Genomic DNA, 22,931 nt, shown 5'->3' with positions numbered 1-22,931 from the left:
ACTTCCCTTTTCTGCTTTTGCCTCTCCGCTTAGAGCAGTCCATATAACTTTCTTACCGCCTCCACGTCCCGCTGCGTTTTCGCCCGCTGGAGACTCAGCAGGATGTTTTGTCTGTTGAACATCCTCAGGTCGTTGTAACTGGCATCCACCTGATCAGCTGCGGCATCGATGATTTCCAACCGTTTGGAATCGCTCATCTGCGTAGCGAAGGCCTGCACGACTAAAAATATCCGGTCAATGTTCTTTGCACTCTCCTCCAGGATACCCGCATACACCTGCGCCATGTGGTTTAACTCTTCCCGGCTGAAATGCCTGTCTTGCCGGAACAGGCGCCAGGCCTGTTGATACTCCTCCACCAGATGCACCTGCTTTTGCATGATGTCCCGGATGCGGTGGTAATCAGAAACGGTAGTTTTTACCCGGTAGAGTTCTCCGTAATATTCCTGATACAGCGTGCGTTGCTTTTCCATCCAACCGGAGATTTCCCCTAGCTGCAACTGCGACATGGCATTCTCTAAGTTCTTTTGTGCATTCTGCAGCCAGATAACCTTATTCTGCTGGCGTTGTACCTGCAAGTCAACCGCTTTGATGGCTTTCTTTATTCCTGCCTTGATGACCTCCAGCACAGGCGTTTGTGCCTGTGTTCGGGCTATTGGTGCGATGGCTCCCATCACCGCTATGACCAGCAGCATGCATATCTTTTTCATATCGTTCTGTCTTTAAGTTTATCCTGTACTGTTCCTGCTTCCATGTCTCTCGCCAGGGCGGCAATGCCTTTCTGCGTATCACCGTACTTATGGGCATACTGCATCACTTTCACTTTTTCTGTTTCTTCGGTCGTGTAGGCCAGGTACTCTTCCGGCGATACTTCCGTTCGGTATACTTTAGACAACATCCCGCCGAGGCTGATAAACACTTCTTTGTATTTCTTCGTGGGATCGTTGGCTTTGTTCACCGACAGGACGAGCGCTTTTTCTTTTTCGGTCAGGCCCAGCAGCTCCTGTATCTGCCCGAACCTGTTCTGGTATTTCGACTGGTCCAGGAGTATTTTGCAATCGCTGTTATGGATGATGGTTTGCTTTACCACCGGCGAGCTGATAATGTCTTCCACCTCCTGTGTCACGACAATGGCCTCGCCGTAGAACTTGCGCACTGTTTTAAAGAGATACCTGATGTACTCGGCCATGCCTTCCCTGGCGATGGCTTTCCAGGCTTCCTCTATCAGGATCATCTTGCGGATGCCCCTGAGCTTGCGCATCTTGCTGATGAAGACTTCCATGATGATGATGGTTACCACCGGGAACAGGATCGGGTGATCCTTGATGTTGTCCAGCTCAAAGACAATAAACCGTTCTTTCAGCAACTCCAGGTTTTCGGTGGCGTTCAGCAGGTAATCAAACTCGCCGCCTCGGTAGTAAGGCCGCAGCACGTAAAGGAAATTGCCTATGTCAAAATCCTTCTCCTTAACCTTGTCATGCGTCAGTGTCACGACAAACTCGTCCCGCATAAACTCATAAAAGCTGTTAAACCCGGGGAACAAACCGGCATGCTTCCCCAGCTTTTCGTAATAAAGCTGCAAGGCACTGGACAGGGCCACATATTCCGAGCGGTTAAGGGTCTCGTTGTCCTTCTTCCATAAAGCCAGTAGCAGCGTCTTGATGCTTTCCTTTTTTTCGGTATCCAGCATATCTCCTTCACTGATGAAAAAAGGGTTAAAACGGATCGGGTTCTTTTCATCATAGGTGAAGTAATACCCACCCACCAGGTCGCAAAGCCCCTTGTAACTGTGCCCGACGTCCACCAGCACGATATGCGTGCCCTGCTCATAATAGCTCCTGACCAGGTGGTTCGTGAAGAAGGACTTCCCGCTGCCCGACGGGCCGAGTATAAACTTGTTCCGGTTGGTGCAGACGCCTTTTTTCACCGGCTCATCACTGATGTCCACATGGACCGGCTTGCCTGTCAGGCGGTCCCCCAAACGGATACCCACCGGGCTTACCGAAGACCGGTAGCTGGTTTCCAGGTTCAGAAAGCAGGTTGCCTGCTCTGCGAACGTATCAAACGTGTCGTTCATCGGGAAGTCAGCTTCATTGCCGGGAATGCCCGCCCAAAAGATTTGCGGGGCACCCACCGTTTCCTGTTTCGCCACAGCATCCATCTGGGCCAATGCTGAGGATACCAGGTTCTTCAGGTCCTTCAATTCTTCTTTGTTGTCGGTCCAGACCAGCACATTTAAATGCGCCTTTACCGGCAGGCGCTGCTGGCCGACAGCTTCGTTCAGAAAGTCATTGGTGGCATCCCGGGCAAGGGCATTCTCCCGCGAATAAGCAGCTAGGGACTGCAGCCGCAGCCTTTTGCTTTCCAGCTTCCGGATAACTTTCCGGGTATCTTCCAGGAAGATGTACTGGTTGTAAACGTGGTTACAGGGCAAGAGCTGTCCGAGCGTGGAGGCAAAGCCGATGCTGAACTTTGTCCTGTCGGTGGAATACCGGTCATAGTTTATCCTGGGACCACATAAAGCCGGCAAATCCGCGGCATCCCCTAAAGTATAAAGCTGCGCATGTTGGGCACCCACCTGTATGTCCTCGGTAAAGGTGATGTCCTTCACCAGGAAAGTATCGTCTCTTTCCGACAAAGTGCAGTAGCGCTCGATGAGTCCCATTCTCCGGCGGTGGCTTAGCAGCCCCTCCTCTTTTAATCGGGTAAGCTTTACAAATCCGCTGTCTTCCAGGATGCGTCTGAACTGTCCCGCGCTGTCCAGGAAACCCTGCAATAAAGCTGGGTTTAGTGTTTCCTCTGGTACCAGGAAGCCGCGCAGCAGGTTGGAGAAGATGGAGCTTGACGGCTTCCGGCCAGCAGGTTTCTGGGTAAGCAGGATGTAACAGGTGTGCTGCAAGAAGGGCCGCTCATTAAAAAACCGCTCACTGGTACGGGATAAAAAACTGGTATTGTCATTATTAAAATTGGCCTGGTACCTGCTGTCTATAAACCAGTCCTGCTTATGAAAAACGGAATGCCTGGGCAGCACCTTGATAGACTTTATCCAGGCCTGGTGAAAGGCTTCGTACTCCTGGTCGGACAGGGTAAATATCTCCGGCAGTTCTGCCTGGAAAACAAGGGTAATGTCCCCCTGCCTGGAGAGGATGCAATCATGCTCCACTCCCATAATTGGTAAAATCTCATGCCACTGCTTTTCCATCTTCACGCTTTTTACCTTGTTGATGAATGCGGGAAATTAAATCCCGGCTTACTGCTTCACTCCTTTGGCAGGAAGACCGCCCTGCTATTTGACTTAACCACATGGGGAACACGGTGCCTGGCCAGCTTCTTCATCATCCCGAACTGGCCGTAGGTGTTGCTTAGCCTGTAAAGCTTCATGGTCATCAGAATGCCGGCAGCTAGGATGATGCCGAGGCAGACCAGGGAAGGGACACCAATAATATAGAGAATAACAAAGAAGAGCAGCAGGGCAACCACTCCGCCACCGAAATACCAGATGTATTGCGCTTTCAGCCCTTTGAACTCAATGGGCTTATTGATGCCCTTGTTAATTTGATAAACACTGTTTGCCATAACTCTTTCCTTTAAAGCCGTAACCGGTGGGTCCGCCGTATTCCCGGTGCTGGTGACTGCATAGATACAACCTGCTGCGCTGTTTCTTTGCCGTTGGCGGCAGCGCCACTCACCTTTGCCATCACCATCTGCCTGATGGCGTCTTCCCCGGGTGTCATTTTTATCACCGGCGCCTCGACGGGCACAGCAGTGTTTTCCTGCTCTTTGGTATCAGTCTGCTCCGTCACATCATGCTGCTTTATCCGGTTTTGTTGGATCTTCACCGTAATCTCTCTTTCCAGCCTGGCCAGTTCGCTTTTCATCCGGCTTAGCTCTGCTTCCCTCTCAAAAGGCTTTTTGGCCAGTTGGGCAACCATAGGGATGTTCCGCTCCAGCTCATGCAGGGACTTCTGGTATTTCTCTTTCAATGTTTCTACCCGGTCAATGGCATTTAAAAAATAACGGGCTGCCAGCTTCGGGTTATCCGTATTGGGAATGCCCCGGTTATAAGTGTACTTGATGCCGCTTTCAGGGCGTTCGGCATAGAAAGTGTTGGAATACCGGTGCTGAAATATTTCTTTGCCCCCGGATGCCTCCCGTTGCTGCCGGATATACAAATCAAACCCGTACAGGCTGCCTATTTTCTGCGCATCCCCCTGACCATTGGCTGGCTTCCAGTTTTTATACAGCCCGATCAGGTACTCACCGATGGCTTCCGGTTCCGCCGCTTTAAAGCTGTTCAATTGGACAGGATTGGCTTTCGCGCCGTCTTTCTCCCATTGCAGCCTGCTCTTGTAAATGCTTTCATCACTGGTAAGCTTGTTCACCATTTTAATGGTATCCGCCTTTTCTGTCTGTAGGTTTTCCAGCTGGAGTTTGGAGCGGAATACTTCCCGGAAGTGGGCGGTTTTCAAACTTTCCAGCACCGCTATCTTCTTTTCCAGTTTTGATTTTTCCAGCAGTGAGGTATCGCCGGAAAGAATGGCGATGTACTCGGAAAAATTCATTCCGCTCTTTTCATCCACCGCTCCTTCGTCAATTGTGCGGATGTTGAGTTCGCAGTTCTTCAGCTGGCTGATGAAGGTCTGCTTGTTCTTCAGCAGGTTAAACTTATAGTTGTCCAGCGACTGCTCGACGGCATAGATGTAGTTCTGCACCGTGTTACCGTAATGCGCGCTGGCCAGCAGGTTGCCCTGCCGGGCACCCCGGCCGTTGCGCTGCTCCAGTTCGGAAGGCTTCCAGGGAATGTCCAGGTGGTGCATGGCTACTACCCGCTCCTGCACGTTGAGGCCCGTGCCGGCTTTTTCAGTGCTGCCGATAAGTACCCTGATTTCGCCGTTGTTCATCTTGCGGAACAGTCGCGGTTTCTGTTTGTCCGTCCAGTCGTGGATATAGGTGATCTCCTGCGGGGGGATGTTAAAGTCTCTCGTGAGCTTTTCCTTCAGGGCATCATACAGGTTAAAGGCATCCGGTTTAGGCGTGCCAATATCGCTGAAGATGATCTGCGTGCCTTTGTGCGCATGGCTTTCGCGGTACAGCGCCGCTACTTTCCGGGCACAGACGCTGACCTTGTTTTCCGGGTGATCGCCGTAGAGCTCCGGGTCCACCAGCCGCATGTCCGCCGCCATCTTTTTGGCGTAGTTGGTGGCAAGGAGCATCCGCCCCTTATCTTCTTCCCGGCTCAGGGGCGCCCGGCCTAGCAGGGTCGCATCACCGGTTTTGGCAAAGGCCATCAAATTGCGGATAAACTCCTGTTGCTCCGGCGTAGGCCGAATGTTGACCAGCGTCTCATGGAGCTCAGGTTTGGCCAGGCTGATATGCTTGGCCGTCTTATAATCTGTGATCTCGTTGTAGAACAGGGCCAGCTCCGGTACTTTGATAAAATGACGGAAACGTTCTTTGGCCATGATCTCATTGGTAACCGAAAATTCAAAGTCCGTTGATTTCCGGGCAAATACCGCTGCCCAACCGTCAAAGTTCCCGATGCGCTGCCGCTTCATTTCATTCGGGCGCAGGTATTTGAACAGCAGGTACATTTCCGTTAAGCTGTTGGAAATGGGTGTGCCGGACAGGAACGTCACGCACAGGTCCGAGTTGAACTTCTCCTGCAGGGTACGGACGGCAAACAGCATGTTCAATGACTTTTGGCTGCCTTGCATATTGCCCAAGCCCGCCACCCGGTCATGCCGCGTGGTAAAGGTCAGGTTCTTGAACTTATGGGCTTCATCTATGAACAGGTGGTCGACGCCCAGCTCTTTGAAATGAACCCCAGCATCCTTTTTCTGCTCTATGTCATGGACGATGCTCTTCAGTTTGCCCTGCAGATTGTTCTTGCGTATTTCCAGCCCCTTCAGCATCTTTTTGGACATGTCCCCACCCAAATCCTGCAGGGTTGCCAGGTCATGCTCAACGTTATCGAGCTCGGTCTGAAATATCTCACGCTGGATTTCAGGCGACTGCGGGATTTTGCCAAACTGATCGTGCGTCAGGACGACGCAGTCCCAGTCGTTGTTTTTGATCTCGTGAAAAAGCCGTTGCCGTTTGGCGGGCGTAAAGTCATATTCACCGGGAGCCAGGAGGCGGGCATGGGGGTAAGCTTTCCGGTAGGTCTCGGTGATCTGGTTGATATTGGCCTTCAACGCCAGGATCATTGGTTTCTTCGCGATGCCCAGCCTTTTCATTTCCCGACTGGCCACAATCATGGTCAGCGTTTTGCCCAACCCCACTTCATGGTCTACCAGCGCCCCCCGGTTCTGGATAATGCGCCAGGCCGCATTCTTCTGCGAGCTGTACAAGTCATCAATGCCCAGGTTTTTCCTGTCCAGCCCCGGAAAGGTTAAGTGGCTGCCGTTGTACTCACGAAGGACATAGCAATTGAAGGTATTGTTATAGAGGGTCTCCAGTTGCTTCTTATCCGCTTCAGGCAGGTCCATTAACCAGGTCCCGAAGTGGTTGCGGATAGACTCAATCTTCTGATGGGCGAGCTGGATGGCCTCGTTGTCCGGCAGCCTCACCGGCTTTCCATCTGCCCGCTCCACCTCATAGGTAAAAAAGGGCGTGGTGTTTTCCAGCGCATGCTCCAGCAGGGTGTGCCCGTAGGTGGTCCTGCCGCTTCTGGGCACCACGGCATATTCCTGGGTTACTTTGGCATTAAACCCGGCGGTCTTCACCTTGAAAGTATCCAAGGAAGGAAAATAGCTGACGCTGGTATCCTGCCCGAACAGGTCAGTGGCAAAGCGGCTGTAAAAGGAAGTCGGCAACCAGCGCTCGCCTAAGTTAAAGTCCAGCAGTTCAAAGGGTATCTTTTCAGGCTGCACCCGGGCAATGGCTTCCAGGCTTCTTTGCAGCTGGGTATTTTCCGGATGCAGTCCGGCTTGCTGCTGCGCGACGGTCAGTTTCCGGACGACATTGCCGGTCAGATACTGATCCAGGGTTTCCCATCCCATATGCTCCGGGTTGAGGTAAATATGGCTTCCCAGCCTGCTGATCACCTCTGCCGCCGGAAGGCCGGTTGCGGCCTCCATAAAAGCAATATCTATCCGGCCCTTTTCATTCAGGCAGCGGGCCAGGGCATCTGCCGGGTCATCGGTCCGGAACTGTTCTTCTTTTCGAACCAGGGATTGCTCCAGGATATCAGCCCGGACAAAACTGTCGCCATCCTTCCGTTCCAGGGAGGAAAGCACCATAAGGCCAAATGCAACATCCTCCTTGATAAGCTTCCGGTTTTCCGGCCTGTTCAGCAGACCATACTGTGCCACTAAATGTTCATAGCCATCGTTTAATCTTGCCCGCAGACCGGCATCCGCCACTTCGGTGGAGAATTCCATTTCCGTTAGCTCCAGGTAGCTGTCCCGGATCATAACGTATTCTTCGTAAAACCTTTTTTCCTTTTGTGTCAGTAATAAAGGTTGAAACACCGCTTGCCTGAGGACTGCATCCGGCTGCCCGATACGCCCCACTTCTCCATTGAGCAGGACCAGCGTTCCCTCTTTATGAAAAGGCTTCAGGTCCTCAAACAATTGCGAAGCAGGGTATTTTAATTCAAAAGCTGTTTTCAGACTTTGATCCCCCTCATAGCGGTAGTCGTACCCGTATTGCTGCAACCGGGCAGACAGGCTTTTCAGCTCCTGTTGGAGTGCAGATGCATTCAGCCAGTTGGTCGGGAAACTGATCTCCGCCACGTTAGAGTACAGCTTGTACAGGTAACGGTTATTCCCGGATGCCCTGGCGGTGACCAGGGTGATGGTTTCGTGCTCCGGGCGGGCAGTGGTCTTCACCGTGCTTATAATCCGTGCGCTTTGCTTTTGCACCACTTTTGCATCCATTTCCCCGATATAGGCTTGGGCCCGGCTGCTGTTCTCCGCAGGAGCCGTGTCAAACAGGCCCAACTGCACCGGTACTGATTCCGCTTTACTCTCCGGCACGGGCAGAAAGGTGAGTTTTTTACCGGCAAGGGCCACCTTCATCGCCGCTGATGCTTCTATTTGCTGAAAGGCGCTTTGCCTAAAACGGCTCAGTATTCCTTCCCCTATGGTTCCGGCCAGTTTGGCACCTATGGCACCCATATCCCCCTGCTGCCATACCGTTTGATGGGCATGGCCGTACTGGTTTCTGCCGGCTTTTATTTCATCACCGGCGATGATGCCGGGGTGCCGGTGGATGTACTGGTTCAGGTGGTATTGCCCAAACTCGTTTTCCTGGGCTACCGTCTTTACCAGGTAATCCTCTTCCACGGAAAGCGCGTGTTTGGTTTCATTTTTCTGGACGATCAGCAAGTGGCTGGGCGCTTCGGTGTTGCCGGTGCTTTTCATCAGGTTATCCGGCATCACGTTCAGGCTGATAAAATCAGCCCGGTTAAATAAGTATTCCCTGGCTGGTTTGTTGGAAGGGTTATTCAGAAAACCATCGGTGGTGATGTAAGCGAGCAAACCCCCATTGGCGATCTTATCCAGCCCTTTGGCAAAAAAGTAATTGTGGATTTTACCCGATAATGCATGGTCAGGGTATCCGGGGTCATACACGGAGAAATTACCAAAAGGAATATTGCTGACAATCAAGTCATACTGGCCGTTGTCCTTTACAGTAGCTTCTTCAAAGCCGCTCCTATACACCTGGACAGGCACAGGCAGGGAACTGCTTAATGCCTGCAGCACGCGGCCTGTCAGAATATCTTTTTCTACCGCTGTTACCTGCTGTAAACGGGGAAAGAACTTCACGGCTTCGGTGATAAAAATACCGGCCCCGCCGCTTGGCTCATATATTCCTTGCGGCTGAAGATGGTGTTCTTTTAAAACGGCATACAGCGTTTCCGGCACAACCGCTGGGGTATAAAAGGCGGTCAGCACGCTGTTCTTCATGGACTGCACCACTTCTCTGTACTGTGGCCCCGCGAAATGCTTTTGAAGCAGCCCGTGCAGTTCCATCACTTTCGGATAGAGCCGCAGGTCCTCCTCCGTTGCCTGTTGCCGGATCCACTCCTGCCGCTCCGCATGAGGATACAGCACGGCTTTTATCCCCCCGAAGCCGGCGTATTTCTGCAGCGTTTCTACTTCTGCTGCCTGCAAGCACTTTCCTTCTCTCCATTCCAGGGCTGTCCAGATAGCCTCCAGGTTGTCCTTCAGTTTTTGCAAAAGATTGTAAGCCATACTTCCCTCCTATCCGTTCCCACGATTTCATTTGCTTACCAATAGTGATGAGGCCACCACCCGCTTTCGGAGAGAGTGGTTCTAACATCACTGCTCGTTTTCCAAATACTCCTGTATCATCCCGGCCAGGACATAGCGCAACTGCTGGTCAGTTTCCCTGTCTTTTGTGAATCCGATGGCATCAAAGCCATGTGCACAGGCAGCCATCAGGTTAAGCACTTCATAGGTGAGGATACCGCTTTCCTGCAGCCGCCGATAATCCGCTTCGAACTCTTCTTCCAGCAGGGAGCAGAGACAGTTGAATCTGGAAGGACGCAACTCCCTGGTCAGTGCTCCCATGCACGCTTCTTCGATGATATAAGCCGGTTTACCTTCCGCCTGTAACTGATCAAGGAAAGCATCTACCGTGGTTATTTTTTCACGGAGATAGCTGTTCACTTTCCCTTCCTGCTGCAAGGTGAGCAGCAAATCGGGGTTGTTGTGAAGGATGTAATCGTGCAGCTTGGTGCGCAGGATATCTTGCATGACCATTGATTTTGCAGAAGTTAAAAAGGTTTACACGCCAAAGAAGGACTTGATTACTGTGGCTACCACCACCAGGAACACACAACTGCCAAACCAGGCGGCGGCCACCTTGCCCGTATCCTGATCTCCGGCATTCCACTTCTGGTACACCTTCACGGCCCCAATCAGCCCCAATAGGGCACCTACGGCATACATCAGCTGCGTGCCTGCATCAAAGTAGCTGCGCACTTTCTGGTTGGCCTCATTGATACCCGCTATGCCATCCTGTGCCATTACAGTTAAGTGGACAGCGCATAGGATGATGGTGACACCGATGGCTATCCCATGCCTCCGGGAGAAGCCTTCAAACTTCAATCTCTTCATTTTCATAAAACAAATTTTAAAAGTTAAACATGACACTGTTTTTACCTTCCTGCACCTCTCCGCCAATAATGGTCGGAGAGGCCGGAAGGTGGCTGCCATCACATTACTCCTTCCACAACACTACACGCTCTACAGCATGGAGACGGATGGGAGCCATATCTTTCATTAAATGCCAACTAAGTACCCCCTTCCGTGAGCCACTCCGCCAGAAAGACGGAGCGGCTGGAAGACGGCTCCATCACACTGCTTCATTCCACAACAGCACGATCTCTTCCTCACTGAGCGTAATGGAGCCATACTTTTCACATTCTGAAATAATCAGCTCGTGGATGGCTGACCGGAACGGTGCATCCTTTAAGGCCGGGTATTTTTTCAGTACCGCTTGGAGTAGCAGGATAAATTCCTCTTTACCATACCGTTTGCTGGCTGCTTCGGCCAGCACTTCTTTCAAATGGTCAGCCAGCTGCTCTATTTCCTGTAGAGTGTTATCTGCAGCTTGCACAGGGGAATCTTCAGAGACAAAGTCTTCCGGCCCCCCATCCAGAAATGCCGCCGAATGGTCATGATTCAGAGCCTCGGGAGCCTTCACTTGGACAGGGCGCATGGCCGGCTTTCGTTTACCGGATAAAAGATGTTGCAGCTCGCGGGAATAGAACCGTGTCCCGATGATTAAGTAATAGGCTGCCAGCAGGAGGGTAACTACCACCAGATAGTTTGCCCAGGAGATGTTTGTAAACATACACTTCGCTTTTCGTTCATCACCAATCAATCCGGTTCTGTGCAGTGAGCTGCCAGAGGGCCGGGTTGTTTATAATTACCTCCCAAAGGAACATCAACAAACAGCGCTTCTCAAGTCCAACTTTATGTTGTACCCTTTTTGTGCCCCTTGTACCCTGCTGATTATCAGGTATAAACAATTAAAATATTGAAGAAAATAAAAAAAGCCTCCATTAGGAAGCTTCTGCGAAAGAACTGGAAGTGTTTGAAGATGATGCAGACTTCAAGGAGTGGCTGCACACCAGCAACACGGCTTTGGGGGGAGCAGCACCTATCGACTGGATGAGTTCCTCCATTGGCAGAGAACAGCTCTTGGATTTGTTGGTGAGTATTGAATACGGCATGTACTCCTGAACCCATGGTGGTTTATCGGTTAGGGAAAAGAGAATTCATCCGCGATATTTCTGGAACCCGAGGCTTATATGGCTCTGCCGGGTGGCATGAGAAAGGTACCCGCATCCTCTACACCTCCCAAACGCTGTCACTGGCTAAGATGGAAATACTGGCCAATACCAGGAAAATCCCTCGCAACTATGCTATTCTGATACTGGAGGTTCCTTCCTATATCACTTATAAAGAACTCTTCATACGTAATCTGCCACCCAACTGGAAAGACTTTCCTCATCCGAAAGAACTGGTTACCTTCACAAACGATTGGATAAAGGAGAATCAGTTCCTGGTGATGAAGGTGCCATCAGTTCACTCTCCATTTGAGTCAAATTTTTTATTCAATCCCTTACATCCAAGCTTCGAGGACATGAAGATAATTGATGTAATGCCGCATGAGTTTGACCAGCGCCTGAAAGATTAGTAGTTAAAACACCTTAGTAAGCCACCATTTGTAAAGATGCTTCTTTCCTGTCCAAGTGTATTGTCACAGCAAGATAAAATTCTTCCAGCCACAGCGTACCCGTTGCAATGATATCATGTAAAGCCTGAAAAGGCTTGCAACCGGTACGCTATAAGGAATAACGCCCCGTTTCGTTCCTTCATTCCATTCATCCACGCAACCGGGCGTTTAGTATAAAAGAAACATGCATGTTCTAAAAGTGCTTACAGAAATTGTTAACGGCGCCTGAAAAGAAATATAAGACCAGTTAATATACAGAAAGAAGGCTCCTTCTCTCAATCAAACTCTTAAAGAGATTTAATATTCCCTTACCTTCTTAATCATCTGCTCAAGTTTTTGAATCACAATTTCCTTATCCCTTTTTTCAGCCGCATAGGATTTACTGCGCATACTGTCCCAGGAAATGTTCTCTTTAGAGGCAGTAGACAAGTACGGGACAATCTGTTTAAACACGGCATTCAGTGAACGGGCCATAATAATTTTTGATTCATCTGCTGCCCGTAACACCAGGCCCATTTGGTCTACTGACAGAACACATAATACTTTAAGCGGTTCTTCCTGCTTATTTTTGGAAGCTTCTGTACTTCCCTGTGGGGGAATAACCGATAAGTGCTGCTTCTTTTCCAGGTATTGAACTTCCTGGTCAAACCAGTTCCCTATTATGGTTCTTAAGTTCTTTTTATGGATATTTAAAGCAACGCCGGGTTTACTGTTCATCTGCTTGAAATCCTTCCTAAGTAAGAGTAAAGTTTCCAGTTGCTCAGGAATAGTTTTGTAAGAAACTATTTTCTCCGTTGTTGTATGAGTGAAATAATTAATATAAGCCGGGCTATTAAAATTCAGGTAAATAAGTAGCTCATATAAGCTGGCAGAATTACAAGTATGCTCATCCTGCTTAGATAGCTCTTTTAACTTCTTTACTAAATTTTTTATATATAAAACATCATGTAAGGCTACCGGAACACTGTCTTTGATCTTAGTCAGGAACGTATGTAGGGTAGTGAAAACAATGTCAGTGAGTGGCTTATCGTTTATCTTCTTCTCTAATTGTGGCTTCGTTGAGGTCATCAATATCTTTAATTCTTTTTTTACGGCAAGCAGATGCGTTACTGACGCTCTTTGATCCGTAGTTAAATAGGCAGGAAAGCGAACCTCAATAAATAATATTAACTCTTCGAGGCTTTGGATAAGAGATAAATGAATTTCTTTAAACAGCGGATTTCTGGATAAGGTATTCATCTCGTTATGCCAAGCCTGGTCAAGAAGAAGGATAAGAGTAGCGTAATATTGCCTGATTAACACTTCAATCTTATTCTCTTCCAGCAGGTCAAAGACCTGATTGTTTAAGAAAGATTGATGCCTGATTTTTTCTTCCTCAATCTTTGACTTGATATATTGGATTTGCCCGGGTGCAACCGCATCCGCATCCAGTTTCGTTTTTGCAGGATTAAGTGAAACGTTAATCAAAGCATCCAGCCACTCCAGAGTATACCCGCACTTCATGATTATAAATTTGAATATTTTACATATCCAAATTTCACCGTGTTACCGTCTGAATGAAATAAGCAATTTCTACTAATTCCATACGCAGTAATGAGTATATATGCAGTTATGGCGTTTCCGGCGCGGTAGAAAAGGGTATTAATTAGAGAGCAAGCTTATGAATGAGTTCAACCTTATTAGACACACCAACTTTTTCGAATATGTTTTGCACATGTTTGGTAACCGTCCTTTCGGAAATAAATAAGGTTTCTGCAATCATTTTATACTTTAATCCCTGTCGGATAAGTTTAACAATATCCATTTCCCGACAAGTAAGATTGTACAGCTTGTAATTTTGCTCAAATGCTGATGAAGAATCAGTGTCTGTGGAAGCGCCTTCCGGGTTACTTAATGTTTTAAGGTTTGAAATTGTCGAATACAATACAGCTCTTTTTTGCTTTCTAATATTCTCAAGTACCGATTCAATTTTTTGAATTAACTCTTCAGAGGAAAAGGGCTTTTGAATTAAATCAATAGCACCCAAGCGCAGCGCCTTTAGTTTATCAATTGGCGTTGATTTAGCTGATAAGAAAATAATAGGAATGTGATTATAGGCGTTATGTTCAGAAATCACCTTGGCGAAGCCAAACCCATCCATTCTGTCCATCATAATATCAGAGAGAATTAGGTTCGGCATTATCGGAAGCTCATGTAGTTTTTTTAATGCTTCGGCTCCATTCACAGAACAGAAGAGGTTATATTTCATGCTTAGCTTCCTAAAAAGAAAATTCAGCATAGCCTTGTTGTCCTCTATAAGTAGGATTGATTGTCTATCAGGAAGATAAGGTGTATCAACAACATCAAAATTGTCAATGCTACAGGTAGGGGATGAGGTTTCTGAAGGTTTAGTGACTATACTGTCCGGCCTTAAATAACATCTTTCAAGAATTACACTGATTTTAGTTCCGTGTGCCTTCTCCGGGTTGCTCTCAATAAGTACATGCCCTCCTAAACTGTCGGTTACTTTTTTAACTATGGGCAGCCCAAGCCCCATTCCTTGCAGGCTAGTGGTTTCATTGTTTATCTGAAAATAGGGCTCAAATATCTTCTTTTGATGATGAATACTGATTCCGATGCCTGTATCATGCACAGCAAAGCACATCTTATCTTCAGTAGCTTTTAGGGTGATTTCTATACCCCCGCCAGGATTAGTGAATTTAATAGCATTTTCTACAAGGTTATTTACTATCCTGTTCATAGCATTTGGATCTGCCTTTATAAAGACATCCTCATCTATGCTCGTGCTCCAAGAAATTTTTTGCTTTTGACAATAATGTTCAAAAAGCATCAAGCTATCTTTAAGTATTTCACTGAAATTCGAAGTTCGGCTGTGGTTGTAGACACAAAACCCTTTTTTAAATCTTTCTAAATCAAATAAGCATGTGATGTCCCTTGTAAGCTTATTGATGCCTCCCCTAATTATGTCAAGTTCTTCACCTGTTCCATGCTTATTAATATATTCCTCTAAATAATTATTGACTAAAGTAAGAGGTGTCTTGGTTTCATGAACAAGATTTATAAAGTTATATGTCCTTTGTTCATGAAGCTTTTCTAGTTGCATGGTTCTTTCTTTTACCTTTTCTATAAGGGTAGCATTTAATTCCTGTAACTTACTGTACTCTTCCTTTGATTTATCTATGGATTGTTTAATAAAAATGGTTGTAATAATTAAAAATCCGCCATTACATACTATAACTTCGAACAATTGACTAACGTTATAATATGCCAGAATAGGCATAGATGCCCAAGGTATTACCGCACAGCAAACTACTATAACTTCTGTTAAATTCTTTTTATTATTATTTCCCTTATATTTTATCCTAGTAGCCCTTAAAATGCTTAACAGCAAAACAATCGTATAAAAGAATGGAATAACTATCCCACGCTTTCTCGCCAAATCAAGATTCCCATTTATAGAATACTCAACAACAAAAAATATCAAAAAAGGCAAAATCAGAAAAATGTAAATTCCATATAAGGCATGAAACCGCAATCGCTCCAGATTAAATGCCTTGTAGAAATAATAGGGAATGTAGGATGCCATTATGAACCCACTCCCATAGGCTAAGATATTTTGAGTGATGATGGGTATGGAGATATCTTCATCAGGGAAAAGCCCCCCTGTCACATTATATAAAATTAGGAGAAATAGAAGTATTAAATACCAAAGCCTGTTTTTTTCCTGAGGCCTTGATAAATAGTAAATGAATTGAAAGAAGAACATTGCGATCTCTAGAAGAACGAAAACGAATGTTACAATGTGCATTTCTGTCCCAAATACCAACATCACCGCCCCAATATTTACACATATCTTCTCAAAAAGAACAGTTTGTAGCTTAAATCAAGTTCCTGATAAATATGAAAGCCAAACTTCTTGTACCAAGGCAAATTTCCTAATGTGGAGGTTTCCAAATAAACAGGCTTCTTTTTAAGGCTACTATCTTTAACTATATCATTAAGAAGCTGGGTGCCAATTCCCGTATTCTGATATGCAGGGTCAACACCTATAAACCATAAATAATACATCAACTCCTTTGGCTGTATCTTCTTTATCATAGTTTCCCTGGCAAGAGTCTTTTTGATATTCCTTAAGCCGACACAGAAGAGGATTAACTTTGCATCCAAAAACAGGGATTTGAACGTTGTCTTTTTTCTGTCTGGATACAAAACCAATGCACATGCTTTTTTATCAGGAGACAGAAATACATCGCCAAACAAATAGCATACTTCAAAAGAGTAATCCATTAAATATTTAATTCTTCGGATCCTATCTTCATCCTGCTTCACGATGTAATTAACGCTTTGATTAGCCTCAAATGATTTGGTAAGTATGTCTACTACCAAGTTCTTGTCAGAATATTCTGCTTTTATCATAGGTATTATGGTTAAGTAGTTTAGAATACGCTTCTTCTAATAAAGATATTAGTAATAGAAGCAATCATATTCATTTCTGATCAAATGAAAAGGTCAAACGCATTAATAAGTAAATTTTTGGAATAGTAGTAGGTAGTCGTATCCACCTGCTAATAGCTATTCGCTGTAAAAATAAATCTATCCAGTTGATTAGATAGATTATCATTCCCAATTCACCAGAAGCAGACATGCGATATCTCCTGACATATGGAGAACGAAGCATTTGGACTGAATGGCTACTAAACTTTTCACCTTCATCGAGGTACCTACTCTCCTATAACTTATCTCCATTCTCTTAACCGCAACCCTACAGCCATTCCACAAGTTCCGTAACAATGTTTTGCGCCTGAACAATTTCTTTCACATATAACATTGTTGCTTTATTGTGTCCAGACTTACGGAGGCCACCTTCTTGGCGCTCTGGCTGTTGACTGCCGGCACGAACGGCGTCTCTTCCCGCTCCAGCCGCCTGTGCTCAAGTATGGTAAGCGTATGCAAGAGCTGCTCCCACGCACTCCTGAGCCTCCATTTGCGGAAGTTGTAGTACAGGCTCTGCCTGCAGGGATCGGCGTTCTTGCCCAGCTCCCGCTATTGCAGCCCGGAGCGATTGCCCCTCAGGGATGTGTTTTAAAAGAAGCTGAAAGGGTAACGGTTATATCCGTGAATAAATCATATTGTTGCATGTGTGAACCAATATACATTTCAAGGTGGGGCAATCTAGTTATTTTCAACCATTTGCATTCTTGACAATAAACAGATAATTCTTTAAATTCATATATTTAAAATGAACGCTATGAAAACATTGGTTATAGTGTGTACAGCCTGTTTGATAATAGCTGCCTGCAGCTCAAATGAAGAGCTTAGCCGGGAAGAAGCTCTAAGGCAAATCCAGCAGGATAAACAATATCCTAAAGTAATTGACTATGATATTTACCGTAGCGACCCAGAATTCGCACGGGCTGTGCTTGACGCAGGATTAGAAAAAGAAGGATTGGTAACTGTTCAGCGCACGCAAAAGCTGGCTGACATAGGCGAACCTTTAATTGAATTTACAGATAAAGCAAAACCATACATGCTACCCACTTCTGACGAAGACAGAAAGATGGATATTCAAAAGGTGAAAATAGCTGATGAAGAGCTGGTAGAAGTAACAGGCATTCAAACTATGGGAGATGGCAAGCAGGCAACAGCTGAATATACAACAGCCTATAAAAATATTAGTGACTTCTCTGCTTTAACAAAAACCAACTACAATCAAACAGCTACTTACAAAGCTTACTTCATGCTGTATGACAATGGCTGGAGATTGCAAAAGGAACAATGATCCTACACTGTCTTATCAAAGTTTTATCAAACTATAGCTAATAAGGATAACAAGCAATGCGCCAAACCGGCACAGTATTTCCTCCGGGAATAACTGCACCGCCCTTCGAGTTACTTTGTAGTTTGTCACACTGTTTGCGTTTACTTGCATTCCACTTCACGCCGTCCGCTTTCTTCGTTCAGCAAAATTCAGGCTGACAACATGTTCTTCAGACACGGCATACCCGCTGCAACATTACTTTTTAACTGCCTGAACCGGTTTGCAGCCGGTATGCTGAGAGGGGATGGCGCCTCCTCTCGTTCCTTCTTTTCATTCAATGTTTCCATTCCATTCATCCACTCGATCAGGCGCTTACAGCAAAAGAAACCGGCATGTTCCGGAAAGCATCAGTAAGTCTTTCCCCTTCAGAATTTAAAGAGGATAGGTGAATGCCGTAACGCTTGCTTAACTTCACAGCTGTTTGATAGAATGGTCGGTTTGATAAGGGTGTGGTTATGGATGTTAGAAAGCAAAGCACTTCCTGTGAGGAAGCCAGGCAAGTGGACATGGTCGCCTACCTGTCCAGGTTAGGTTATGAACCAGCTAAGGTCAGAAACTTCGATTATTGGTATTTGTCACCCCTGCGGGATGAAAAAACGCCTTCCTTTAAAGTCAACCGAAAACTGAACCGGTGGTACGATCATGGCTTAGGTAAAGGAGGCAATATAGTTGACTTTGCCATTCAATACCACCATTGCACGGTTGGTGAATTTCTGCAGGCAGTAAGCGGCAATCTTTCTTTTCACCACCCGCTTGTCCCTGTCTCCCAACAGCAGCACCCGGAAAGCAAAGAAAGCAAAATAAGTATCCTCCGCGAAAGGCCGCTTCTGTCCTATCCCCTTTGTCGCTATTTGCATCAAAGAAGAATATCCCTGGGACTGGCCAGGCGCTACTGTAAAGAAGTCAGCTATGAGCTGAACGGTAAAGAATATTTCAGCATTGGTTTTAAAAACGATTCGGGCGGGTATGAACTGCGCAATCCTTATTTCAAGGCCAGCAGTTCGCCCAAAGATATTACCACCTTTAACAACGGGGCAAAAGAAGCAGCCGTTTTTGAAGGCTTTATGGACTTCCTTTCTTTCATGGCCATCCATAAAAATCAACAGCAGTTCCAGCGTGATTATGTGGTTTTAAACTCCGCTTCCTTCTTTGAAAAAGCACGTCCTTTTATGGAACAGCACGAAGCAATCCGGCTATACCTGGACCGTGATGAAACCGGACAAAATTACAGCCGCTATGCTTTGTCGCTCAGCAATAAATACCAGGATGAAAGCCGGCTGTACCGGCATCATAAAGACCTGAATGAATGGATAATGAACATCGGGAAAATACAAAATAAGAACCTGGTGCCAAAGCTCCGCTAAAGATTTACTTTCTGGAGCAGCATGAAAAGCCATGTTGCTTTTGACCTCTGAAGAAGGCATACCAAAAATCTGTATGAGCCTAAAAAGCCCATAAGAAATCTGAAAGGCTGTGAGATTGCCTGCCTTCCCGCAATCGGCCAGATGTCCGGTTGTATCACAACCGAATCTGGCCGCCTATCACTCCGAAGTCGTGGGCGGTGCTGATGAAAAGATAAGAATAATTGAAAACCGTGAAAGTGAATATGTGATGAGCGAAGACAGTAACCGCACAAAGTGGCTGCACCTGCGCCTGAAGCCGGAGGAGTATGCTCAGATTCATAGAGGATTCAGCAAAACCACCTGTCGGAAAATAAGCGACTATGCCCGAAAAATGCTGCTCAACAAACCAATTACAGCCACCTCCCGCAACCAGTCCCTGGATGACTTTATGGCAGAGATGATGCGGCTCAGGAATGAGCTTAACGGCCTCGGAAATAACTTCAACCAGGCTGTGAAAAAGCTGCATACACTGCGCCAGATAGCCGAGTTCAGAGACTGGTTAATTACCTGGGAGTTGGAGAAGAAGGTCCTGCTGAATAAGGTGGATGAAATCAAAAACCGCATCAATAAAATTGCCGACCAATGGTTGCAGTAATCAAAACGGGTTCTTCCATTCACCGGATATTAAATTACAATGAGCAGAAGGTGAAGACAGGCGCTGCCGAATGCATCATGGCTGCCAATTACCCAAAGGATGTAGAGGATTTGACACTGCTTAACAAGCTAAACCGGTTGCTGCATCAAGTTGCCTTAAACGAAAACGTTACCCGCAACAGTGTACATATTTCACTCAATTTCGATCCGTCAGAAAACCATTCGCATGAGCGCTTACGGGAAATTGCCGCTACCTACATGCAGAGAATTGGCTTCGGGGATCAGCCTTATTTAGTGTACCAGCACCATGATGCCGGACATCCGCATATCCATATCATAACCATTAAAGTCAGGGCAGATGGAAGCCGGATAGACACACAGAACATTGGCCGCAATCAGTCTGAGAGAGCCCGCAAAGAAATCGAGTTAACCTATGGGTTGGTAAAGGCAGAAGACAGCAAACAAAGGCAGACGTATGAACTGAAACCTGTTAATGCACAGAAGGTACAGTATGGACGCTCCGAAACCAAAAGAGCCGTTGCCAATGTGTTGGATACTGTACTAACAAATTATAAGTACACCTCCCTGCCGGAGCTGAACGCTGTGCTTCAGCAATACAATGTATCGGCCGACCGGGGCAGCGAAAATTCAAGAATTTATCTGCATAATGGTCTAACCTACCGGATACTAGACGAGAGCGGCAATAAAATAGGTACTCCCATCAAAGCCAGCGATTTTTACAGCAAGCCCACGCTTAAATACCTGAAAGCAAAATTCCGGCAGAATGAAGCCGCCCGGCAGCCACATAAAGCCAGGATGAAAAATGCTATTGATTTAAGCTTTCTAAAACAGCCTAACTATTCTTTAATGAGCTTCATAAAAGCACTGGAAAAAGATGGTATCAGCACTGTTCTACGGCAGAATGCGGAAGGGTTGGTTTACGGCATTACTTATGTGGATCACCGGACAAAAAGTGTGTTCAATGGTAGTGCCTTAGGTAAGAGATACAGCGCCAAAGCTATACAGGAAAGATGTGAACAAGGTGAGCAACTCGGATATAAACAAGACGCCAAGGCTTCTAAAAAAGTGCAGTTGACACAGCAACAGTCTGCACAAAAAACATCTTCAAATCCGGCTACCTCTAATCGGCAATCTGCAACAGCACAGCCTTTTCCAAATATGGATACAGCCAAAACACTGGATATTCTATTGCAGCCGGAGCAAGCCTCTGATTATGTACCGCATCAGCTGAAAAAGAAAGGCAAAAAGAAAAGGCGGAAACGCACTACGGGTCACCTTAAAATGTAGAACTATGGCAATGCAGACAGGAGAGAACGAACAGGCGTTGCGGAAAACCCTGGACATGACCAGGATGATCAGCATTACCATTCTGGTATTGCACTTTTATTATTACTGCTATACAGCCTTTGAAGCTTGGCACCTAACTGTCAGCTTCACCGACCAATTCATGGACAACATCCGCAACACTGGTTTATTCAACAACTTTCACAAGTCAAAGCTGATTGCCTTAGGCTTCCTTTTCATTTCCCTTATGGGGGCCAAGGGCAGGAAAAGCGAAAAATTGAACTATAAAACAGGCTTTGCCTATCTCATCAACGGGCTGCTGCTTTACTTTTCCAGCTATCTCTCTCTACTACTCAAACTACAGACGGCAGACGCTGCCTTGTGGTACATTGCGCTGACAGTAGCTGGCTTTCTGCTGGTGCTTTCCGGAGGTACTCTGCTCTCCCGCGTCATACGGATGAAGTTCAATAACCAAGATGTTTTCAACAAGGAAAACGAGACCTTCCCACAGGAAGAACGGTTGCTGGAAAATGAGTACTCCATTAACCTGCCCGCGCAGTATCATCTAAAGAACAGGGTACGCAAGAGCTGGATCAACATCATTAATCCGTTCAGGTCGTTACTGGTGCTGGGTTCCCCCGGAGCAGGAAAATCCTACTTTGTGATACGGCACGTGATCACACAGCACATCAGGAAAGGCTTTACCATATTCGTGTATGATTTTAAGTTTGATGACCTTTCCAAAATAGCCTACAACACCTGGCTGAAGTACAAGGATAAATACCCTGTACCCCCCCGATTCTTCGTCATCAATTTTGACGACCTTGCCCGCAGCCACCGCTGCAACCCGCTTGATCCTGCCACGATGTCGGATATTACAGATGCCGCCGAATCCGCCCGCACGATCCTGATGGGCCTGAACCGGGAATGGATCAAGCGGCAGGGTGACTTTTTTGTGGAGTCTCCCATTAACTTTTTAACCGCTATCATCTGGTACTTACGAAAATACAAAAACGGTGAATTATGTACCTTGCCGCACGTCATAGAGCTGATGCAGGTAGATTACGACAGCCTGTTTACCGCCCTAAGGACAGAAAAGGAAATCGAAGTGTTGATCAACCCCTTTGTCAATGCTTACCTGAACGACGTGATGGAGCAACTGGAAGGGCAGATTGCCGCCGCGAAGGTGGCTATGGCAAGGCTATCGTCGCCACAACTATATTATGTGCTGTCTGGCCATGACTTCACACTGGACATCAACAACCCGGAAGAACCGAAGGTAATCTGTATGGGCAATAATCCGCAGAAGATACAGATCTACGGAGCGGTTTTATCACTCTATGTAACTCGGTTGGTAAAGCTGGTGAACAAAAAAGGAAAGCAGAAAAGCAGCCTTATTTTCGACGAGTTTCCAACCATCTACCTCAACAACATGGACAGTCTCATTGCCACTGCCAGAAGCAATAAGGTGGCCACTTGCCTGGGCATTCAAGATTTTAGCCAGCTACGAAAAGACTATGGCAGGGAGCAAGCCGACGTGATCATGAACATTGTAGGAAACGTCATCAGTGGACAGGTGACTGGCGAATCAGCCAAGCAACTGTCCGAGCGCTTCGGGAAGATTATGCAGGACAGGGCCAGTTTCTCCATTAATAGCAGCGATACCTCCGTCAACCATTCCAAGCAACTGGAATCAGCCATCCCCCCCTCTCGCATATCTGCCTTAAGCTCCGGGGAGTTCGTGGGCATGGTAGCCGATAACCCAGACTGTAAAGTTGAATTAAAAGCTTTCCACTGCGAGATACTGAATAATCATGAGGCCTTGAAAAAAGAACAGGATAGCTATGAAGATATTCCTGTTGTGCGCAAGCTTAATAACATTATGGTACAGCGGAACTACTTTCAGATTAAGCAGGATGTACAAGATATCATCCAATCAGAAATGGAGCGGCTGCTGAACGATCCAGGGTTGAAACATTTAATTATCCGAAAGATAGATTCCTGAAACAGTCTTACCCTTAGAAATCTCTAAGAGATTACACTACATACAGCCATGAAGCTTGAAATGCTTCAATAAATACTGACAGCTGATTTGCTTA

The 22,931-nt window shown here is 46.5% G+C and carries 17 protein-coding genes; 7 read left to right on the top strand and 10 right to left on the bottom strand.

The window, feature by feature from the left end; all coding sequences use genetic code 11:
- Positions 1-29: 29 nt before the first annotated feature.
- The 7 genes from ABD920_RS07950 to ABD920_RS07920 all read right to left on the bottom strand — a co-directional run bounded on the left by ABD920_RS07950 (position 30) and on the right by ABD920_RS07920 (position 10,824).
- Complete coding sequence (locus ABD920_RS07950; RefSeq protein ID WP_345158109.1) at positions 30-707, bottom strand: conjugal transfer protein TraI; 678 nt, start codon at positions 705-707, stop codon at positions 30-32.
- Positions 704-3,199: a TraG family conjugative transposon ATPase gene (locus ABD920_RS07945; protein ID WP_345158107.1), complete on the bottom strand. Its 2,496-nt coding sequence runs from the start codon at positions 3,197-3,199 to the stop codon at positions 704-706. Before ABD920_RS07945 ends, ABD920_RS07950 begins: the two co-directional genes overlap by 4 nt.
- A 56-nt stretch (positions 3,200-3,255) precedes the next feature.
- The gene (locus ABD920_RS07940) at positions 3,256-3,573 is read right to left on the bottom strand and encodes a DUF4133 domain-containing protein (RefSeq protein ID WP_345158106.1); all 318 of its coding nucleotides are present in this window, start codon (positions 3,571-3,573) and stop codon (positions 3,256-3,258) included.
- A gap of 11 nt (positions 3,574-3,584) precedes the next feature.
- Positions 3,585-9,197, bottom strand: a complete 5,613-nt coding sequence (locus ABD920_RS07935; protein WP_345158105.1) for a helicase-related protein — start codon at positions 9,195-9,197, stop codon at positions 3,585-3,587.
- Between the two features lie 87 nt (positions 9,198-9,284).
- A complete protein-coding gene (locus ABD920_RS07930) occupies positions 9,285-9,722 on the bottom strand; it encodes a DUF1896 family protein (RefSeq protein ID WP_345158104.1) in 438 nt (145 codons plus the stop codon).
- 30 nt (positions 9,723-9,752) lie between these two features.
- Positions 9,753-10,091: a DUF4134 domain-containing protein gene (locus ABD920_RS07925; protein ID WP_425568577.1), complete on the bottom strand. Its 339-nt coding sequence runs from the start codon at positions 10,089-10,091 to the stop codon at positions 9,753-9,755.
- Positions 10,092-10,323: 232 nt separating this feature from the next.
- Entirely contained in the window at positions 10,324-10,824 is a 501-nt protein-coding gene (locus ABD920_RS07920; RefSeq protein WP_345158102.1) for a hypothetical protein, read from the bottom strand.
- A 239-nt stretch (positions 10,825-11,063) separates the two neighbouring features.
- On the opposite strand from ABD920_RS07920, the gene ABD920_RS07915 reads away from it, so the two are divergent.
- Positions 11,064-11,216, top strand: coding sequence for an antitoxin Xre/MbcA/ParS toxin-binding domain-containing protein (locus ABD920_RS07915; protein WP_345158101.1), 153 nt, complete (start codon positions 11,064-11,066; stop codon positions 11,214-11,216).
- 4 nt (positions 11,217-11,220) lie between these two features.
- Positions 11,221-11,673 carry an RES family NAD+ phosphorylase gene (locus ABD920_RS07910; RefSeq protein ID WP_345158099.1) on the top strand — a complete coding sequence of 151 codons (453 nt, stop codon included), beginning with the start codon at positions 11,221-11,223 and terminating at the stop codon, positions 11,671-11,673.
- 336 nt (positions 11,674-12,009) lie between these two features.
- On the opposite strand, the gene ABD920_RS07905 is transcribed toward ABD920_RS07910, so the two are convergent.
- The 3 genes from ABD920_RS07905 to ABD920_RS07895 form a co-directional block, all read right to left on the bottom strand.
- The gene (locus ABD920_RS07905; RefSeq protein ID WP_345158097.1) at positions 12,010-13,215 is read right to left on the bottom strand and encodes a hypothetical protein; all 1,206 of its coding nucleotides are present in this window, start codon (positions 13,213-13,215) and stop codon (positions 12,010-12,012) included.
- A gap of 142 nt (positions 13,216-13,357) precedes the next feature.
- Positions 13,358-15,541, bottom strand: coding sequence for an ATP-binding response regulator (locus ABD920_RS07900; protein WP_345158163.1), 2,184 nt, complete (start codon positions 15,539-15,541; stop codon positions 13,358-13,360).
- A gap of 14 nt (positions 15,542-15,555) precedes the next feature.
- A complete protein-coding gene (locus ABD920_RS07895) occupies positions 15,556-16,128 on the bottom strand; it encodes a GNAT family N-acetyltransferase (protein ID WP_345158095.1) in 573 nt (190 codons plus the stop codon).
- Positions 16,129-16,960: 832 nt separating this feature from the next.
- Here ABD920_RS07895 and ABD920_RS07890 point away from each other — a divergent pair.
- The 5 genes from ABD920_RS07890 to mobC all read left to right on the top strand — a co-directional run bounded on the left by ABD920_RS07890 (position 16,961) and on the right by mobC (position 22,837).
- Positions 16,961-17,491 (top strand): hypothetical protein, encoded by a 531-nt coding sequence (locus tag ABD920_RS07890; RefSeq protein ID WP_345158094.1) that lies wholly within the window; start codon positions 16,961-16,963, stop codon positions 17,489-17,491.
- Between the two features lie 494 nt (positions 17,492-17,985).
- The gene (locus ABD920_RS07885) at positions 17,986-18,894 is read left to right on the top strand and encodes a toprim domain-containing protein (protein WP_345158093.1); all 909 of its coding nucleotides are present in this window, start codon (positions 17,986-17,988) and stop codon (positions 18,892-18,894) included.
- Between the two features lie 247 nt (positions 18,895-19,141).
- The gene (locus tag ABD920_RS07880; RefSeq protein ID WP_345158091.1) at positions 19,142-19,528 is read left to right on the top strand and encodes a plasmid mobilization protein; all 387 of its coding nucleotides are present in this window, start codon (positions 19,142-19,144) and stop codon (positions 19,526-19,528) included.
- Positions 19,516-20,835: a relaxase/mobilization nuclease domain-containing protein gene (locus ABD920_RS07875; protein WP_345158089.1), complete on the top strand. Its 1,320-nt coding sequence runs from the start codon at positions 19,516-19,518 to the stop codon at positions 20,833-20,835. The genes ABD920_RS07880 and ABD920_RS07875 overlap by 13 nt, the downstream gene beginning before the upstream one ends.
- Positions 20,836-20,839: 4 nt before the next feature.
- Positions 20,840-22,837, top strand: coding sequence for a conjugal transfer protein MobC (gene mobC / locus ABD920_RS07870; protein ID WP_345158088.1), 1,998 nt, complete (start codon positions 20,840-20,842; stop codon positions 22,835-22,837).
- The last annotated feature ends 94 nt before the right edge of the window (positions 22,838-22,931 follow it).

Source organism: Pontibacter saemangeumensis, assembly GCF_039541895.1.
Classification (GTDB): Bacteria; Bacteroidota; Bacteroidia; order Cytophagales; family Hymenobacteraceae; genus Pontibacter; species Pontibacter saemangeumensis.
The sequence above is the reverse complement of the archived record's forward strand: the minus strand, read 5'-3'. Positions and strand labels throughout refer to the sequence as shown.

Bases quoted from the DNA above. Each gene is read 5' to 3' on its own strand.
- ABD920_RS07890 (WP_345158094.1), top strand. From the start codon at position 16,961: ATGAAAACATTGGTTATAGTGTGTACAGCCTGTTTGATAATAGCTGCC.
- ABD920_RS07950 (WP_345158109.1), bottom strand. From the start codon at position 707: ATGAAAAAGATATGCATGCTGCTGGTCATAGCGGTGATGGGAGCCATC.
- ABD920_RS07910 (WP_345158099.1), top strand. From the start codon at position 11,221: ATGGTGGTTTATCGGTTAGGGAAAAGAGAATTCATCCGCGATATTTCT.
- ABD920_RS07895 (WP_345158095.1), bottom strand. From the start codon at position 16,128: ATGATAAAAGCAGAATATTCTGACAAGAACTTGGTAGTAGACATACTT.
- ABD920_RS07925 (WP_425568577.1), bottom strand. From the start codon at position 10,091: ATGAAAATGAAGAGATTGAAGTTTGAAGGCTTCTCCCGGAGGCATGGG.
- ABD920_RS07935 (WP_345158105.1), bottom strand. From the start codon at position 9,197: ATGGCTTACAATCTTTTGCAAAAACTGAAGGACAACCTGGAGGCTATC.
- ABD920_RS07875 (WP_345158089.1), top strand. From the start codon at position 19,516: ATGGTTGCAGTAATCAAAACGGGTTCTTCCATTCACCGGATATTAAAT.
- ABD920_RS07885 (WP_345158093.1), top strand. From the start codon at position 17,986: ATGGATGTTAGAAAGCAAAGCACTTCCTGTGAGGAAGCCAGGCAAGTG.
- ABD920_RS07880 (WP_345158091.1), top strand. From the start codon at position 19,142: ATGAGCGAAGACAGTAACCGCACAAAGTGGCTGCACCTGCGCCTGAAG.
- ABD920_RS07930 (WP_345158104.1), bottom strand. From the start codon at position 9,722: ATGCAAGATATCCTGCGCACCAAGCTGCACGATTACATCCTTCACAAC.
- ABD920_RS07905 (WP_345158097.1), bottom strand. From the start codon at position 13,215: ATGAAGTGCGGGTATACTCTGGAGTGGCTGGATGCTTTGATTAACGTT.
- mobC (WP_345158088.1), top strand. From the start codon at position 20,840: ATGGCAATGCAGACAGGAGAGAACGAACAGGCGTTGCGGAAAACCCTG.
- ABD920_RS07920 (WP_345158102.1), bottom strand. From the start codon at position 10,824: ATGTTTACAAACATCTCCTGGGCAAACTATCTGGTGGTAGTTACCCTC.
- ABD920_RS07900 (WP_345158163.1), bottom strand. From the start codon at position 15,541: ATGTTGGTATTTGGGACAGAAATGCACATTGTAACATTCGTTTTCGTT.
- ABD920_RS07940 (WP_345158106.1), bottom strand. From the start codon at position 3,573: ATGGCAAACAGTGTTTATCAAATTAACAAGGGCATCAATAAGCCCATT.
- ABD920_RS07945 (WP_345158107.1), bottom strand. From the start codon at position 3,199: ATGGAAAAGCAGTGGCATGAGATTTTACCAATTATGGGAGTGGAGCAT.